Below are 15492 nucleotides of genomic sequence, written 5' to 3' on the forward strand. Positions count from 1 at the left end.
GACAGAGGGGGGTGCCTTGGCGCCATACCTGTCGTGAGTGCGATTACGCTCCGTCCCGGCACCATCGATGACGTCGACACCATCCACGCCGCGCTTCTCAAACTCGGCAGCCATATCGGCGCGCATCAGGAGATCACGTCCACTTCAGATGATCTCCGCCGCTACGGCTTCGGCGAAAAGCCGGCCTTCTCCACCCTGATCGCCGAGGTCGGCGGCGAATTCGCCGGTCTTTGCCTGTATTTCCCGATCTTTTCGACCTGGATGGGGCGGCCCGGCGTCTATGTGCAGGACCTCTATGTCGAGGACAGGTTCCGTGGCCGCAAGATCGGCGAGCGGCTTTTGCGGTGCGTGGCCGCGGAATGCCGGAAGGACGGCGGCGTCTATCTCAGGCTGTCGGTCGACACCGACAATGAAGGCGCCAAGGCCTTCTATGAAAGGCTGGGCATCGCCTGGTCGAGTTACGAACAGACGCAGAAAATCATCGGCGAGGCCTTTTTTGCCTTCGCCGACGCGCCGGTCAATGGGGAGCAGGAATGAAGGCCTTTTACGCCGAAGAGCAGAAGCGCCACGACCCGAAGGCGTTTCTTTCCAGTGGTGCGGCGCAGCCCAACCCGGAAAAACCGGAGCGCGTCGAGAGATTGTTAGTCGGCGCAAAATCCGCCGGCTGCACGATCGAGCGGCCCCGCGATCACGGTCTCGGCCCGGTCTCGGCGGTGCATACGCCCGAATATCTCGACTTCCTCGAACATATTTTCGAGCGCTGGCAGCGCATCGAAGGCGCCTCGGCGGAAGTGATCCCCAACATCCATCCGATCGCGCGCAATGGTTCCTACCCTGCCTCGGCGGTCGGCCAGGCCGGCTACCATATGGCCGACACCGCTTGCCCGATCTCAGGCGAAACCTGGCAAAGCGCGCTGTGGAGCGCCTGGAGTGCGGTCGAGGCAGCGGAAACGGTGATGGCTGGCGCGCCGGCCGCCTATGCGCTGTGTCGTCCGCCCGGCCACCATGCCTTTGCCGATGTCGCCGGCGGCTTCTGCTTCATCAACAATTCGGCCGTTGCGGCGCAGGTGCTGCGCAAGCAGGCGGCACGCGTGGCGATCCTCGATGTCGATCTGCACCACGGCAACGGCACGCAAGGCATCTTCTATGCGCGCCCTGACGTGCTTACCGTTTCGCTGCACGCCGATCCGGTGCGCTTCTATCCGTTCTTCTGGGGTCATGCCGACGAGCGCGGCGAAGGACCCGGCCTCGGCTATAATTTCAACCTGCCCTTGCCGCGCAAATCCGCCGACGCGGCGTTTCTGGAGGCGCTTGGCGTTGCGTTCCAGCGCATTCGCGCCTTTTCGCCGGACGCGCTGGTGGTCGCGCTCGGCCTCGACGCCTTCCAGGGCGATCCGTTCGGCGGGCTCTCGGTGACGACGCCCGGCTTCTCCCGCATTGGCGAGGCGATTGGCAAACTCGGCCTGCCGAGCGTCATCGTCCAGGAAGGCGGCTATCTCTGCGACGAACTCGGCGACAATCTCACCGCCTTCCTCTCCGGCTTCGGCGGCAGGATGCGGTGACGGTTTCTCCGGGCGTCAGGAGCGCTGCTGCCTGAGCATGGCGATGACCCGGTGCACGCTCTCCAGCGTCTCATCAATCTCAGCCGCCGTGTTGTAGTGGGCGATGCCGATGCGCACGACGCCCTGCTCGGCTGGAATGCCGAGCTGGTGGACGATCTCCCAGGCGTAGTTGTGGCCGGACCAAAGGAAGATGTTTTCGGCGTTCATCTGCCGCACGATCGTCTCCGGTACGATGCCGTCGACGGTGAAGGACACCGTTGGCACGCGATCGGCGAGCCGCTTGCGATCGGTGATGCCATGGATAGTCAGGCCCGGAATGTCGGACAGGCCGTCGATCAGCCTTTGCGCCAGCGGATTCTCGTAGGCGATGGAAACCTCGAACGCCCTGGCGATCTTCTGCCTGCGCGAGCCGCCCTCGCCCGCTGCCGCACCCAGCCCGGCAAAATAGTCGACGGCCGCCGCAAGACCGGCCATCAGCTCGATCTGCGGCGTGCCAAGTTCGAACCGCTCCGGCAGGCCATTGGACGAACAACGGCATTTGTAGGGTTTCAGGCCATCGATGATTTCGCGCCGCCCCCACAAAATGCCCATATGCGGACCGAAGAATTTGTAGGCCGAACAGATTAGGAAATCGCAGCCGAGCTCTTGCACGTCTATCAGGCCATGCGGCGCGAACTGGACGGCGTCGACATAGACCAGGGCGCCAGCCCGTTTTGCGATGGCAGTCAGCGACTTAACCCGGTTGATCGAGCCGGTCAGGTTCGAGGCATAATTCAACGCGACCAGCCGTGTCTTGTCGGACAACAGCCCGGTCAGCGTCGCCTCCTCGACCTGCCAGCTCTTTTCATCGAATGGCAGCCAGCGCACGACGAGGCCCAAATCCTCGGCCAGTTGCAGCCAGGGCGAGACATTGCCCTCATGGTCCATGCGAGTGAGGATGATCTCGTCACCGGGCTTCAGCGCGCGGCCGAGCGTGCGCGACATGTGATAGGTCAGCGTCGTCATATTGGCGCCGATGATGATTTCCTCGAGGCTCGCCGCACCGAGGAAATCGGCCATCGCCTGATGCGCCTCGTCGACGACGGATTGAGCCGCGATCGTCGTTTCGAAATAGCCGCCGAGATTGGCGTTGGTGGTGAGCAGGCAGCGCGACACCGCATCGGCGACGGCCTGCGGCACCTGTGTGCCGGCGGGATTGTCGAGATAGATGCGACGGCGGCCCTTGTCGGTCAGGGAAAGCGCTGGAAATTGTCCCCGCACGGCCTCGATCGAAAAACCCACCATTCTCTCCACCCCTTTGTTATTCCATGATAATCTATCCCCGCCGGTCAGGGGCAGGGATTGCCGACCCGCTGATGGATCGCGTCCACCGCGTTTTGCATCTCTTCGGTCCAGACGACATCCACCGAAGACAACGCCATTTCGAGCTGCGGAATGGTCGTCGCGCCGATAATGTTGGAGGTAACGAAGGGCCGGCTCGAGACATAGGCGTTGGCGAACAGCGCCGGTTCTAGGCCAAAGGAGCGCGCCAGTTCATTGTATTCGAGCAGTGCTTCAGCGGCATTCGGCGTTTCGTAACGCTGGCCGCGATTGAACAATTGCGAGCGCGAGCCCTGCGGTCGGGCGCCATGGTCGTATTTGCCGGTCAAGTAGCCCTGCGCCAGCGGCGAATAAGGCAGCAACGACACCTGTTCGCGCTCGCAGACCTCGGCAAGATTCACCTCGAAGGTGCGGTTGACGAGATTGTAGGCGTTCTGGATCGACGCAACGCGCGGACCAACGCCTTTGTCGGCCTCGGCAAGAAACCGCATGACGCCCCAGGAACTTTCGTTCGACAGGCCGAAATGGCGGATCTTTCCCGCCTTCACCAGCTCGTCGAAGACGGCAAGCGTCTCGGCGATCGGCGTTTCGTCGGCCGGTGCGCCGACTGCATCAGCACGGGGCGCGACCGCCCCGACGCGCGTCGGGTTGGCACCCCAGGGGATATCCCGCTCCGGCCAGTGGATCTGATAGAGGTCGAGATAGTCCGTGCCGAGCTTGGTCAGGGATTTGTCGACGGCGTCAAGAATATCGGCGCGTACCAGTTGCGACGGCCTGTCGCCGCGAAACCAGCTGTTGGCGGTGCGGCCGACGACCTTGGAGGCAAGGATAACCTTGTCGCGGTTGCCCTTGGCCTTCATCCAGCTGCCGATGATCTTCTCCGTCCGCCCCTGCGTCTCCGCTTTGGGCGGGATCGGGTAGAGCTCGGCGGTGTCGATGAAATTGACGCCGCGCGAAAAAGCCAGATCCATCTGCGCGTGGCCGTCGGCCTCGGTGTTCTGCTGGCCCCAGGTCATCGAACCAAGGCAGATCTGGGTAACAAGGAGATCGGTCCGACCGAGACGGCGTTTGTGCATGGAATTTTGCTCCGGAGGGAAAGTCTGCGCGGGAAGGAGGCTGCATGTATAGGGAAAGCCATGCCGCTCTCCAAGCCTCACCAAGCCGACTTTTGCGTGAGCCAGCGGGCCTGGCTAGCGGCGGACACCAGCAACGGCGCGGCGCTTGGCCTCGTCGATCAGCATGTTGGCCACCTGCATGCGGATCATGGCGCGCTGGCGCAGATGCGGGGCGACGCGATCGGGATGGTTGGTGAAAGCAAAGCTGCGGCGCATGCGGCCGAAATCGACGGCGCTCTTGGGCTGGTTCAGGCCCAGTTCGGCCGCGATCGACTCCGGATCGATCGGCGGGAGTTTTTCCTCGGGCTTCGGGTCCTCGGCAGCCAGCGCCAGCTTAGCGTGTTCGAGCAAGGCGGCGAATTCGCTCGCCAGGTCGGCACCGGCCTCGCGATACTCGGCGGCGGATACCTTGATGCGGCCGGAATGGAGTTCATCGGCGACCGACAGATAATCGAACGGAATTGACGGACGCGCGCCAGCCTCGTCGCCCTCGATACCGTCGCCCTTGTCGGAGGCAACGAAGAGGTCGTCGAGCAGCGAAGCGAAATCACGCTTGGCGCTGGTAGCGATGTCAGCCTCCCCCTTGCCTGACTGTCAAAGTTTCCAGACCATAGAACCGGCTCGTTAAAAATACATACCACCGATCTTAATGAATTTAGCCATTCGAGGATCGCGACCGGTCCCTCAAAACAAAAAGCCGGACTGCATTTTCATGCAGTCCGGAAATTCGCCAGGAGTGGCGAGGAAAAACTGGCCATGAGCCAGCGTCGAAGCCTACGGTTGGTGCGACGCGGAAGTTTCAGTCGCCGCAAAAAAATTAGGAAACTTATCCGGACATAGCAGGCATGCAAATGCTGCACTGCACAATTGTCACGATTCACCTATATTGGCTGGCGTGGAGGACCAACCAGGAGCCTGATTCATGGGTTTCTTCACGGAAATGTTCGCCCGGCCGCGCCCGCAGGAACATCTGCGATACCGCGCGGCGCTCGCGCTGCTTCATGCGATGAGCAATGCCGATCGCGCCGATATCGGCATCAAGCCCGCCGATTTTCCGCGCGTCGCCCGCGAAATGTCCATTCGCTAGATGCGTCTCGCGAGATGTCCCGGACGGATCCGGGACATCTCGGAATGCCTGCCCCTTAACGCGATCCCAGGAATGTCGCCTTGCCCAGCGGCACGCCATTGTGGCGAAGGATGTCGTAAGCGGTGGTGAGGTGGAAGTAGAAATTGGGCATGGCCACGTGCAGCAGATACTGCATGCCACCCAACGTCGTTTCGCGTCCGCCGAGTTTCAGTTCGATCACCTTGTCGTCGGAGCCGTCGATATCGGCGGCGGAGAACGTCGCCAGAAGCGCGAGCGTCTTGGCGATCCGCGCCTCGAGATCGGCAAAGCTTGCTTCATTGTCCTCGTATTTTGGTACCTCGCGGCCAGCCAGCCGCGACGGCGCGCCCTTGGCGTGGTCGGTGGCGATCTGCACCTGCCGGGTCAAGGCGAACATGTCGGGTGCGAGCCGCGCCGTCAAAAACACCTGCGGGTCGATCTTGCGGTCAAGCGCATTCTGTTCGGCAGCCGCCAGCACATTGGAAAGTGCTTTCAGCCTGGCTGAAAACACGGGCACGGATGCCTCATACATCGATATCGTCACGTCAGATCTCCTGTCCGGTCGGAACGCCGGCGCAGCGACGTAGCGCCTGCGCGCGCGATTCTTCAAGCGCCGTGGGCTCCACGTCACCACGCCGCCGCAATCGCCATGGTAGAATTTCCGTTATCGACCGGAGATTCCCGATGAGACGCGTCCTTCTTGCAGCGGCTGCCTTTCTCTCCCTTGCCATATCAGGCCAAGCGTCGCTGGCCGCCGACGACGCGCCCGAAGCACCCTATGTCGACGACCGATCGAGCGCCGAGGCGGTCATTCGCTCGCTCTACAGCGCAATCAACCGGCACGAATTCGCCCGCGCCTGGGGTTACTACGGAGACGCAAAGCCGGCTAAGGATTTTGACAGTTTCGTCAAGGGTTATGACGGGACCGACAAGGTGGAAGTCACGACCGGAGCTATTTCCGACGACGGGGCCGCCGGCAGCATCTTCTACAACGTCCCGGTCGCCATCCGTGCCACCGACAAGAGCGGCGGCGAAAAGGTCTTTGCCGGCTGCTACACGCTGCGCCAGGTCAATGCGCAGATCCAGGCCGCGCCGCCCTTCGATCCGATCCACATCGAAAAAGGCGCGCTGAAACCCTCAACGGCGGATTTCGAGGCGGCGCTGCCGCCAAGCTGCGGCGACGGCCCGCCGCCGCCGAAGAAGGATACGGCACTCGAGAAGGCCAAGAAAGCCTTCCTGGCGACCTATAGCGACCAGTGCGACAAGCAGTTCCTGGGCAATGAGCCGGAGGTATTTTCGATCAAGTACAAGGACAAGGATGCGCAGCCCGGCGATCCCGACAAGGAAACGCGGCTGTTCCATTTCTCCTGTTCGGCGGCGGCCTACAATGAAAGTTCGGTCTACTACATGACCGACGAATTGTCTGAAGTGCGGCAATTGCAGTTCGCCGAACCCAAGATGGACATCCGCTACGAGAACAATAACAGCGACGGCAAATTGCTGGGCATGAGCATCGTCGGCTTCGAGACGACCGGTTGGGCGGTCAATTCCAACTATGACGCGGACACCCACACAATCACCACCTTCGACAAGTGGCGTGGCGTCGGCGATGCCTCCGATTCGGGAACCTATCTGTTTCGCAACGGCGATTTCTCGCTGGTCCAGTATGACGTCGATGCATCCTATGACGGCGAGGAGAACCCACAGACGGTCGTCGACTACAACACCGCGCCCTGAGCGCCGGGGCTGCCAGACAGCGCCGGTCAAGGCGCCTTCGACAGCATCCAGTTCAGCGTGCCGCGCCAGTCGACCATGCGGATCGGCGTGCCGTGCGTGCCGGTCTCGAAGCGCACGAACCGGGTCGGATAGGGATAGGCCTTCGACCTGGCGATGATGGAGCGGAAGAAGGCTTCCTGGTTCGCCACGGGAAACACCACGTCATGGCTGCCCTGGCCGAAGAAGACCGGGACATGGCGCCTGAAGGCGGGACTTGCGAGAAAACTCTCGTCCCATAGCGACCCGAGCAGCAGCAGCCCGTTGATGCGCCGGCCGGTATCGTTGCGCGCGGCAAGCTTCCAGCACAGCGCGCCACCCATCGAGCCGCAGGCGACGAAGATTTTCGCGCCCGGCGACTGTTCGGCATAATGATCGATCAAGGCCGCGACCTGTGCGGCCCCCTTGTCGCCGAAATCAGGGAAATCCGGCGAGAGATAAAGCCCGCCATTGCCGGCCATCAGGTTCTTCAGTCGGTTGAAATTGCCGCCGAACGTGAAGTCGTCGACGCCCTGCTTGCGGCTGCCGCCCTGGCCGTGCAGATAGAGCACGATGAGGCCGGCGTCTTGCGTCTTGCCGACGGCGACGTGCCTGACATCGCCGGCGTCCGTCTTCAGCATCAAATCCTGCTGCACCTTGCGCACGCCGGTGTCGGTGTACTGCGGATGCACGCGCTTTTCCGGCACTTCGTCGCGCTGGTTGATATCGCGCATCTCGCGGTAGTCGATGACGGTGTAAGCGCCGCCGTCGCCGGTCGACAATGTCGCCGGATAGGCGAAGAGATCGTCCTTGAAGGGTTTTAGTTCGAGCGCATCGGCCTGGCCGGCAAGGCAAAGAACAAAAACCGCAGCCAGAAACCCGTGGAGGGAAGAAAGAAAACGAAAAGCCATACCGCAGGCTTGCGTAATTCAGCCTGGGTTTGTCAATCCTGCAGCACGCCGCCGGCGCCTTCGAGCGCCTCGCGGGTGTCGACGTCGACAGAGGCGCCCTCGCCAATCTCGACATCGACGACATCGAGCCCCTCGGCCTCAACCAGATGGCGTGCGCCGGTATCACCTTCGAGATGAGCGATGGCCGGGAACAGCGCGCGCGGCAGGAGCACGGGGTTGCCGCGCTTGCCCTGATGCGAGGCGCGGACCACGGAATTGCCTCCGGCCTCGCGGAAGGCATCGATCAGCCGGTCAAGATCGTCAGATTCGATGCCAGGCATGTCTCCGAGGACGATCATCGCGCCGGCGGTGTCTTCGGGGAGATAGGCAATGCCAGCCTTCAGTGAGGTCGACAGGCCATCGGCGAAGTCGGGATTGTCGGCGAAAGTGACGTCGAGGCCAGGCAAAGCCGCGCGTACGCGCTCGCGCTGATGGCCGGTGACGACGATCGTGCCCGACGCCTTCGAGGCGAGAGCGCGCTCTGCAGTGCGACGCACCAGCGGCTTGCCGTCGAACAGCGCCATGAGCTTGTTCGGGCCGCCCATGCGGCTCGACCGGCCAGCCGCCAGGAGCACGATGGCGACCTTGAGCCGGCTCTTGGCCGGCAGCGGTTCGCGCGGCTGCGGCCGCGTCGGGATCTCCATCAGCAGCCCGCCGACCCCCATGCCGGCAATATCCTTCGCGGTGACGTCGAGGCCGGCAACCAGCCGGTCGAGCACCCAGTCGAAGCCGTTTTCCTTGGGACTGCGGGCGCAACCGGGCGCGCCGATGACGCGCTTGCCGCCGAGTGTACCGAGCACCAGCAGATTGCCGGGATCGACCGGCATGCCCGCGCGGACAACTGTTCCGCCCGCCCTCTCGATCGCTGCCGGCACCACATCGGCGAAGTCGCTCATCGCCGAGGCGCCGAAGATCACCACCAGGTCATTGTCGCGCGCCAGCGAGGCAGCAGCCTCCGCCACGGGCGCGATCTCGTGCGGCGTGCGGCGCTCCGCCGTCAACCTGCCGCCCGAACGCGCCAGCCGCGCTTCGGTGACGCGCAGCGTCTTGTCGAGCACACTGGGCTTGATGCCCGGCAGAACCGTCTGGATGACGCCGACGCGCACCGGCTGATAGGCGTTGACGGCAAATATCGCGCCGCCGGCGCAGATTTTCATCACGGTGTCGACCAAGGCGGAGGCGACCGCAAAGGGGATGATCTTCACCGTCGCCACCATCTGACCTTTTTCGACCGGAGCATGCTGCGCGAGCGTGGCAATGGTGATGGCGGGATCGACCGCGTTGATGGCGTCGATCATCCCAGCATCGACCGTGAAGATGCCTGATGCCTTGGCGTGGAGATTGACCCGGCCGGTGGCCGCCGGCCTCACCTCGATGCCGCTGAACCTCATGCTCTCGGCAATTCTCTGCGCCGCGGCGTCCTCGCCGAGATCATCCGAGCCCAGCACCGCCGCAACGACCTGCGAGACGCCAGCCCGCTTGAGTATGGAAACATCTTCGGCGCTCAGCCTGTGCGCCTTGCGAAAGCGCTTTTCACCAGCGGTAGTGGCATGCGCCAGCACCGCGCCTTCGGCCTCTTCAATCGCAATCGGACCGAATTTCACGCCACTGCGCCTTTGGCATCGAGGCCGCGCGAGCGGAAGGCGTGGATGGTCTGAGCGAGAACCGCAACGGCGATCTCGGCGGGGCTGGCGGCACCGATATCGAGCCCGATCGGCGCGTGGATGCGGGCGATCTGGTCGGCACTCGCACCCAGCGCCAGCAGCCTTTCGACGCGCTTGGCGTGCGTCTTGCGGCTGCCAAGCGCGCCGACGTAGAAGCAATTGGCGTCGAGTGCCGCCTTCAACGCGAAATCGTCGATCTTCGGGTCATGGGTTACGGCGGCAAGTGCGGTGTAGCTGTCGAGCGGATGGCGCTTCAACACATCTTCCGGCCACTCGGCATGCAGAGCGACATCGGGAAACCGGTCCGGCGTGGCAAAAGCCGTGCGCGGATCGATGATCTCGACGGGATAGCCGGCGATCTTCGCCATCGGCGCCAGCGCCTGGCTGATATGGACGGCGCCGATCACCACGAGGCGGGGCTGCGGCAGATGCGCGTTGAGAAAGAAGGTCCGCCCTTCGGCCTCGACCGAACCGGAATTGCCCGACCGAAAAGCTCTGGCGATCGCGGCTCCAAGATCGCCGGCGACCTGGTCGCCCTCACGCACGATGCGGTCGCGGCCATCACCGAGATCGGTGACGAGGATCGCCGCGCGCCGGGCGCGGCGCTCGGCATTCAAAGTCTTCAGGGCGTATGGATCCATCTGAGATCAGCCCAACCGCTCGACATACACCTTGATGCGGCCGCCGCAGGACAGGCCGACCTGCCAGGCGGTTTCGTCGGCGACGCCGAATTCCAGCATCTTGGCTTTGCCGGAGTCGATAACGTCAATCGCCTCGCTCACCACGGCGCCCTCGACGCAACCGCCCGAAACCGAGCCGTGGAAATTGCCTTCGGCGTCAATGACCAGATGGCTGCCGACAGGCCTCGGCGCCGAACCCCAGGTCTCGACCACGGTGGCAATGGCGACATCCTTGCCATCTTTCATCCAACCTTCCGCGATGATCAGCGGATCGCGGGCCTCATCGAGATAAAGACTGTCGTTCATCGTTGCTTCTCTCAGGGTCTGTTTTTCCAGGGAGCCGGGAAAACATATGGCTATGCGGCGTGCCTCGCGCCAGCTTCCATCCATCGCCGCGGATCAACGGACTGTGCCGACTTCTTGTCCAGCGACGCGCAGAGGTCGGTGAGCGCCTCGAGATTGTGTACCGAGCGGAATTCATCGACATGCGGCAGCATCGCCTTGACGCCGCGGGCGCGTGCCTGAAAACCGTCGAAGCGCAGCAACGGGTTCAACCAGATCAGCCGCCGGCAGGATTTGTGCAGCCGCTCCATCTCTTCGGAAAGGCCGGCGACATCGTCGCGCTCCAGCCCGTCGGTGATCAGAAGCACGACCGCGCCCTGTCCCAGCACGCGCCGCGACCATATCAGGTTGAACTCGGCCAGGGTGTCGCCGATACGCGTGCCGCCGGACCAGTCCTTCACCGCCGCCGAACAATCGGCAAGGGCGGCATCGGGATCGCGGTGGCGCATCTGCCGGGTCAGATTGGTCAACCGCGTGCCGAAGACGAAGGTGTGGACGCGGCGGCGTTTTTCCGTCAGCGCGTGCAGGAAATGCAGGAAGATGCGCGTGTACTGGCTCATCGAACCGGAAATGTCGGCCAGCACCACCAGCGGCGGGTGGACTTCGCGGGTCGAGCGGAATTTCGGCAGGATCAATTCACCGCCGGTGCGCGCGGCCGAGCGCATCATGGCACGCGGATCGATGCGGCGGCCATGCGCATCGGCTTTGAAGCGCCTGGTCCGCACCATGTCGAAAGGCAGCCGCAGCTCGGCGATCGCCTTCTTCGCGTCCGCCATTTCGGCTGCATTCATCTGGGCAAAATCCTTGCCGCGCAACACCTCGTTGCCGGAAAAGGTGAAGCGGGCATCAACCTCGATCTCAGGGACTTCCTGAGGTGGCTGGTTTTTCTGATGGCCTTCGAACATGGCTTGGCTGACGCGGTTTTCGGCCGCGCGTGGCTTCTGCTTCTCTTTGATGTCGGGCGCCACCGGCGAAAACATCGCCAGCAGTTTCTCGATCAGTTCGCGCGATTTCCAGAACAGCCGGAAAGCCTCGTCGAAGACCGGGTGATCCTCGTGCCTGGACACCAGCACCGCATGCAGCGTCCAGTAGAAATCGTCACGCGAGCCGATGCCTGCGGCCAGCACCGCCTCGATGGCATCCTTGACCGAGGCCGGCCCGACCCGCATGCCTGCCTTGCGCAAGGTGCGGGCGAAATAGACGATGTTGTCGGCGATGCGCCCGTCCGCCGTCGCCTCTTTGGGGTAAGCACCCGGCGCCTTCATCGCGTTACTCCGCCGCCGCGAGCTCGGCCTTGACCTCGTCAAGGATGCGCCGGCCCTCGCCCGTGCCGATGCGGGCAATGTCGTCCTGGTATTTCAACAGCACGCCGATCGTGTCGGAAACGGTCTCCGGATCGAGCGCCACCTTGTCGAGTTCGGTCAGCGCGCCGGCCCAATCTATGGTCTCGGCAACGCCCGGCACCTTGAACAATTCGATCTGGCGCAGTTTCTGGATGAAGGAGACCACCTCCGCCGAAAGCCGCTGATTGGCTCGCGGCACCTTGCGGCGCACGATCTCCAATTCGCGCTCGGCATTGGGATAATCGACCCAGTGATACAGGCAGCGCCGCTTCAACGCGTCATGGATCTCGCGGGTGCGGTTGGTGGTGATGATGACGATCGGCGGCTCTTCCGCCTTGATGGTGCCGAGTTCGGGCACCGTCACCTGGTAGTCGGAGAGGATTTCGAGCAGGAAGGCCTCGAAGGCTTCGTCGGTGCGGTCGAGTTCGTCGATCAGGAAGACCGGAGCCGCCCCTGTCTTGCCGGTCAGCGCATCGAGCACCGGGCGGCGGATCAGGTATTTTTCCGAGAAGACGTTGCGCTCCATCGCGGTGCGGTCGACCTTGCCGGCAGCCTCCTCCATGCGGATCTCGATCATCTGCGCGGCATAATTCCACTCGTAGACAGCAGACGAAACGTCGAGCCCTTCATAGCACTGCAGGCGGATCAGCCGGCGGCCAAGCGCCTGCGCCAACACCTTGGCGATCTCGGTCTTGCCGACACCGGCCTCGCCCTCGAGGAACAATGGCCGGTTCATACGCAGCGACAGGAAAAGCACGGTCGCCAGCGATCGGTCCGCCACATAATCCGCGCCGGTCAGGAGATCGAGCGTCTCGTCGATCGTCCGCGGTACGGGGCGCGGTTTCAGTTCGGTCATTCTTTCTCCGTGAACGCCGCCGCTCCGCTGTCCAGGACATGGTAGCCGCGGGCGTGATAGATCAGCGGCCGCAAATTATCGCCCATGCGCAGGCCTGTCACCTTGCCAAAAAGCACACGATGCGTGGCCAGATCCTTGGTGTCGAACAGTTCGCAGTCGAATACGGCCAGCGCCCCCTTCAGCGTCGGTGCGCCGGTGGAGATCACGTCCCATTCGCCGAGCGCGAAACGCTCCTCGACCGGCAGGCCGGTCATGCCGGAAAAGCCGACCGACAGCGGCTCCTGGTGCGAGGCCAGCGTGTTCAGGGCAAACCGCCCGTTTTTCACGAACAGCTCATTCTTGGCATTTTCGCGGTTGAGACACACCAAGATGGTCGGCGGCGTGTCCGACACCGAGCAGGCAGCGATCACCGTCGTGCCGCGCTTGCCGGCCGGCCCGTCGGTCGTGACCACATGGACGTGGCCGGCAAAATGGCTCATCGCGTCGCGATAGGCCTGTGGCCCAATGTCATTCTTCTTCAGCACCGGAAATTGTCCATAGCCAGAACTCTACCGCTATATATGGCCAGACATGACATGCCACAAGCGAAGTGCTTGGCCCATATCCCCGAATTCGCGTGTTGCACCAAGGCCGGGCAGCCTTTAGGTCTTGGCGGAATTGGCGCTCGCGCTGTTATCGCGGGCTTGGGAGGAACTCTTCTCAGAATGCGACCCGGGGCAACGATATCGGCCGCGCTGGCCTGGCTATTCCTGGCCGGCGCCGCCAGCGCTCAGACGCTGACGCTCGGCGTTGCTGCTCCGTTGTCGGGACCGTCGGCCATCCTCGGCAAGCAGATCGAGGCCGGTGCTGGGCTCGCGGCGCAAGCAAACGGCGTCGAACTCAAGACCGAGGATGATGCCTGCACCGCCGATGGCGGCGCTGCCGCGGCCAGGGCTTTTGCCGCGGCCAAGGTCAGTGTCGTGGTCGGCTTCCTTTGCACCGAAGCCATCGAGGCGGCGATGCCGATCCTCAAGGACGCCAATATCCCGGTCATCACCGTCGGCGTGCGCACCGAAAGCCTCACCGACCGCCGCGCCAAGACCGGCTGGCCGGTCTATCGCCTGGGGCCGCGCGGCGACGATGAGCGCAACGCCGTCGCCTCCACCCTCACCCGCCTGTGGCAGAAGGAGCTGTTCGCCATCATCGATGACGGCACCATCTATGGGCGCGAGATGGCGGAAACATTTCGCGCGGCGGCCGAGCAAGCGGCGCTGAAGCCGGTGTTCGTCGACACGTTCCGGCCGCAGCTCGACAACCAGATAGGGATGATCGGGCGGCTGAAGAAGGCCGGCGCCACGCACGTCTTTGCCGGCGGCGACGGTGACGACATCGCCATTATGGGCCGCGACGCCGCGCAGCTGCAGGCCGGCATCGTCTTTGCCGGCGGCGAAAATCTGCGCACGCCGCCCGGAGACGTGCCCTATGCGACGGGTACGCTGATGATCGCGCCGCCCGAATGGGCCGATGTCGCCGACGCAAAGGTGCTGGAAAGTTTCTCCGCGCGAAAGATCGTGCCGGACGGCTACACGCTGCCGGCCTATGCGGCGGTGGAGATAGCCAAGGCGGCATCGGCCTTGTCCCCAGGCAAGCCGCTGACCGAGGCGCTGAGCGGGCATGATTTCACCACGGCGATCGGGCCGGTCCGCTTCGATGCCAAGGGCGACCTCAGCCAGAGCCCCTACCGCGTCTTCCGCTTCGACGGCACGCGCTTCGTGCCTTTGGAAAGCAATTGATGTTCCGCACCGGTCCGCGCAATCTGATCACCGACGTTGCTGGCCTGCGCGTCGGCAATTCTTCCGACGCCCGGCTGAAATCCGGCGTGACGACTATCCTTTGCGACGAACCAGCGGTGGCCGGTGTCCAGATCCTGGGCGGCGCGCCAGGCACGCGCGAGACGGACCTGCTCGAACCGCACAATTCGATCGAGGCGATCCACGCCGTGGTGCTGTCCGGCGGTTCGGCTTTCGGCCTTGATGCCGCGTCTGGCGTGCAGGCGGCATTGCGCGAGCGCGGCATCGGCTTCGAGGTGGGCGGATTTCGCGTGCCGATCGTGCCGGCGGCCATCCTGTTCGACCTGCGCAACGGTGGGAACAAGGAGTGGGGTCGTTATCCCCCATATCGCGACCTCGGTTATGAGGCAGCGCAATCCGCCGCCACCGATTTCCAGTTGGGCACGGTCGGCGCCGGCACCGGTGCGCTGACCGCCGGGCTGAAGGGCGGCCTGGGCTCCGCTTCGACGCTGCTGGACACTGGCGTCACCATCGGTGCGCTGGCCGCCGTCAATCCGACCGGATCGGTGACCGTCGGGCGCACCCGTCATTTCTGGGCGGCGCCCTTCGAAATCGGCGACGAATACGGCGGGCTCGGCTATCCCGCGCCCATGCCGGACGATGCGAAGGCGATCTTGCTGAAATACCGCGACAGGCAGGCAGACAGGCAGATGGAATCCGGCGGCAACACCACGATCGCCGTCATCGCAACGGATGCGGTTCTCAGCAAGGCCGCTGCGAAACGCCTGGCAATGTCGGCGCATGACGGCTTCGTGCGCGCCATCTGGCCGACGCACACGCCGGCCGACGGCGATCTTGTGTTCGCGCTGGCGACGGGAACAAGCGGCATCCGGCTCGAGGCCGATGCGGCAATCGACCTTTATGCCGCAGCCGGCGCCACCATGGCGCGCGCCATCAGCCGCGGCGTGTTTGCCGCGACGCCGGCGGACAACGACCTGTTTCCCGTCTGGTCGTCGCGTTTGGGCTGAATCAAT

Annotated in this window: 17 protein-coding genes; 6 read left to right on the plus strand and 11 right to left on the minus strand. The window is 63.7% G+C overall.

Going from position 1 to position 15492, the window contains the following annotated elements; translation table 11 throughout:
* Positions 1-33 precede the first annotated feature (33 nt).
* Positions 34-537, plus strand: a complete 504-nt coding sequence (locus JG747_RS23010; protein ID WP_202360099.1) for a GNAT family N-acetyltransferase — start codon at positions 34-36, stop codon at positions 535-537.
* Complete coding sequence (locus JG747_RS23015) at positions 534-1562, plus strand: histone deacetylase family protein (protein ID WP_202360100.1); 1029 nt, start codon at positions 534-536, stop codon at positions 1560-1562. The genes JG747_RS23010 and JG747_RS23015 overlap by 4 nt, the downstream gene beginning before the upstream one ends.
* Positions 1563-1577: 15 nt before the next feature.
* Here JG747_RS23015 and JG747_RS23020 read toward each other — a convergent pair whose 3' ends face one another.
* The 3 genes from JG747_RS23020 to JG747_RS37135 form a co-directional block, all read right to left on the minus strand.
* Positions 1578-2846 carry a cysteine desulfurase-like protein gene (locus tag JG747_RS23020; protein WP_069092002.1) on the minus strand — a complete coding sequence of 423 codons (1269 nt, stop codon included), beginning with the start codon at positions 2844-2846 and terminating at the stop codon, positions 1578-1580.
* A 44-nt stretch (positions 2847-2890) separates the two neighbouring features.
* Positions 2891-3958 (minus strand): aldo/keto reductase, encoded by a 1068-nt coding sequence (locus JG747_RS23025; protein ID WP_202360101.1) that lies wholly within the window; start codon positions 3956-3958, stop codon positions 2891-2893.
* Between the two features lie 114 nt (positions 3959-4072).
* Positions 4073-4534, minus strand: coding sequence for a hypothetical protein (locus JG747_RS37135; protein ID WP_081296003.1), 462 nt, complete (start codon positions 4532-4534; stop codon positions 4073-4075).
* Between the two features lie 385 nt (positions 4535-4919).
* Here JG747_RS37135 and JG747_RS23035 point away from each other — a divergent pair, with 385 nt between their 5' ends.
* Positions 4920-5084 (plus strand): hypothetical protein, encoded by a 165-nt coding sequence (locus tag JG747_RS23035; RefSeq protein WP_019857809.1) that lies wholly within the window; start codon positions 4920-4922, stop codon positions 5082-5084.
* 55 nt (positions 5085-5139) lie between these two features.
* On the opposite strand, the gene JG747_RS23040 is transcribed toward JG747_RS23035, so the two are convergent.
* Positions 5140-5646: a DUF1993 domain-containing protein gene (locus tag JG747_RS23040; RefSeq protein WP_027046775.1), complete on the minus strand. Its 507-nt coding sequence runs from the start codon at positions 5644-5646 to the stop codon at positions 5140-5142.
* A gap of 140 nt (positions 5647-5786) precedes the next feature.
* Between JG747_RS23040 and JG747_RS23045 the strand changes: the two genes are divergently transcribed.
* Positions 5787-6839 carry a DUF1176 domain-containing protein gene (locus JG747_RS23045; RefSeq protein ID WP_019857807.1) on the plus strand — a complete coding sequence of 351 codons (1053 nt, stop codon included), beginning with the start codon at positions 5787-5789 and terminating at the stop codon, positions 6837-6839.
* A 26-nt stretch (positions 6840-6865) separates the two neighbouring features.
* Here the strand turns inward: JG747_RS23045 and JG747_RS23050 are convergent, their stop codons facing one another.
* Genes JG747_RS23050 through JG747_RS23080 form a run of 7 tightly spaced genes read right to left on the minus strand, consistent with a single transcriptional unit; the run spans position 6866 to position 13213 of the window.
* On the minus strand, positions 6866-7765 hold the full coding sequence (locus JG747_RS23050; protein WP_202360102.1) for an alpha/beta hydrolase family protein: 900 nt from the start codon (positions 7763-7765) through the stop codon (positions 6866-6868).
* A 32-nt stretch (positions 7766-7797) separates the two neighbouring features.
* Complete coding sequence (locus JG747_RS23055) at positions 7798-9408, minus strand: NTP transferase domain-containing protein (RefSeq protein ID WP_202360103.1); 1611 nt, start codon at positions 9406-9408, stop codon at positions 7798-7800.
* On the minus strand, positions 9405-10109 hold the full coding sequence (locus tag JG747_RS23060) for an XdhC family protein (RefSeq protein ID WP_202360104.1): 705 nt from the start codon (positions 10107-10109) through the stop codon (positions 9405-9407). Before JG747_RS23060 ends, JG747_RS23055 begins: the two co-directional genes overlap by 4 nt.
* A gap of 6 nt (positions 10110-10115) precedes the next feature.
* Positions 10116-10454 carry an XdhC family protein gene (locus JG747_RS23065; protein WP_027046774.1) on the minus strand — a complete coding sequence of 113 codons (339 nt, stop codon included), beginning with the start codon at positions 10452-10454 and terminating at the stop codon, positions 10116-10118.
* 50 nt (positions 10455-10504) lie between these two features.
* Positions 10505-11755 carry a vWA domain-containing protein gene (locus JG747_RS23070; RefSeq protein ID WP_202360105.1) on the minus strand — a complete coding sequence of 417 codons (1251 nt, stop codon included), beginning with the start codon at positions 11753-11755 and terminating at the stop codon, positions 10505-10507.
* A 4-nt stretch (positions 11756-11759) separates the two neighbouring features.
* Positions 11760-12689, minus strand: a complete 930-nt coding sequence (locus JG747_RS23075) for an AAA family ATPase (protein WP_019857801.1) — start codon at positions 12687-12689, stop codon at positions 11760-11762.
* Entirely contained in the window at positions 12686-13213 is a 528-nt protein-coding gene (locus tag JG747_RS23080) for a flavin reductase (RefSeq protein WP_019857800.1), read from the minus strand. Before JG747_RS23080 ends, JG747_RS23075 begins: the two co-directional genes overlap by 4 nt.
* 180 nt (positions 13214-13393) lie before the next feature.
* Here JG747_RS23080 and JG747_RS23085 point away from each other — a divergent pair, with 180 nt between their 5' ends.
* A complete protein-coding gene (locus JG747_RS23085) occupies positions 13394-14461 on the plus strand; it encodes a branched-chain amino acid ABC transporter substrate-binding protein (protein WP_069091996.1) in 1068 nt (355 codons plus the stop codon).
* Positions 14461-15486 carry a P1 family peptidase gene (locus JG747_RS23090; RefSeq protein ID WP_069091995.1) on the plus strand — a complete coding sequence of 342 codons (1026 nt, stop codon included), beginning with the start codon at positions 14461-14463 and terminating at the stop codon, positions 15484-15486. Before JG747_RS23085 ends, JG747_RS23090 begins: the two co-directional genes overlap by 1 nt.
* Positions 15487-15492: the final 6 nt, after the last annotated feature.

It is taken from the genome of Mesorhizobium sp. 131-3-5 (assembly GCF_016756575.1).
In the GTDB taxonomy this organism is placed as follows: Bacteria; Pseudomonadota; Alphaproteobacteria; order Rhizobiales; family Rhizobiaceae; genus Mesorhizobium; species Mesorhizobium jarvisii.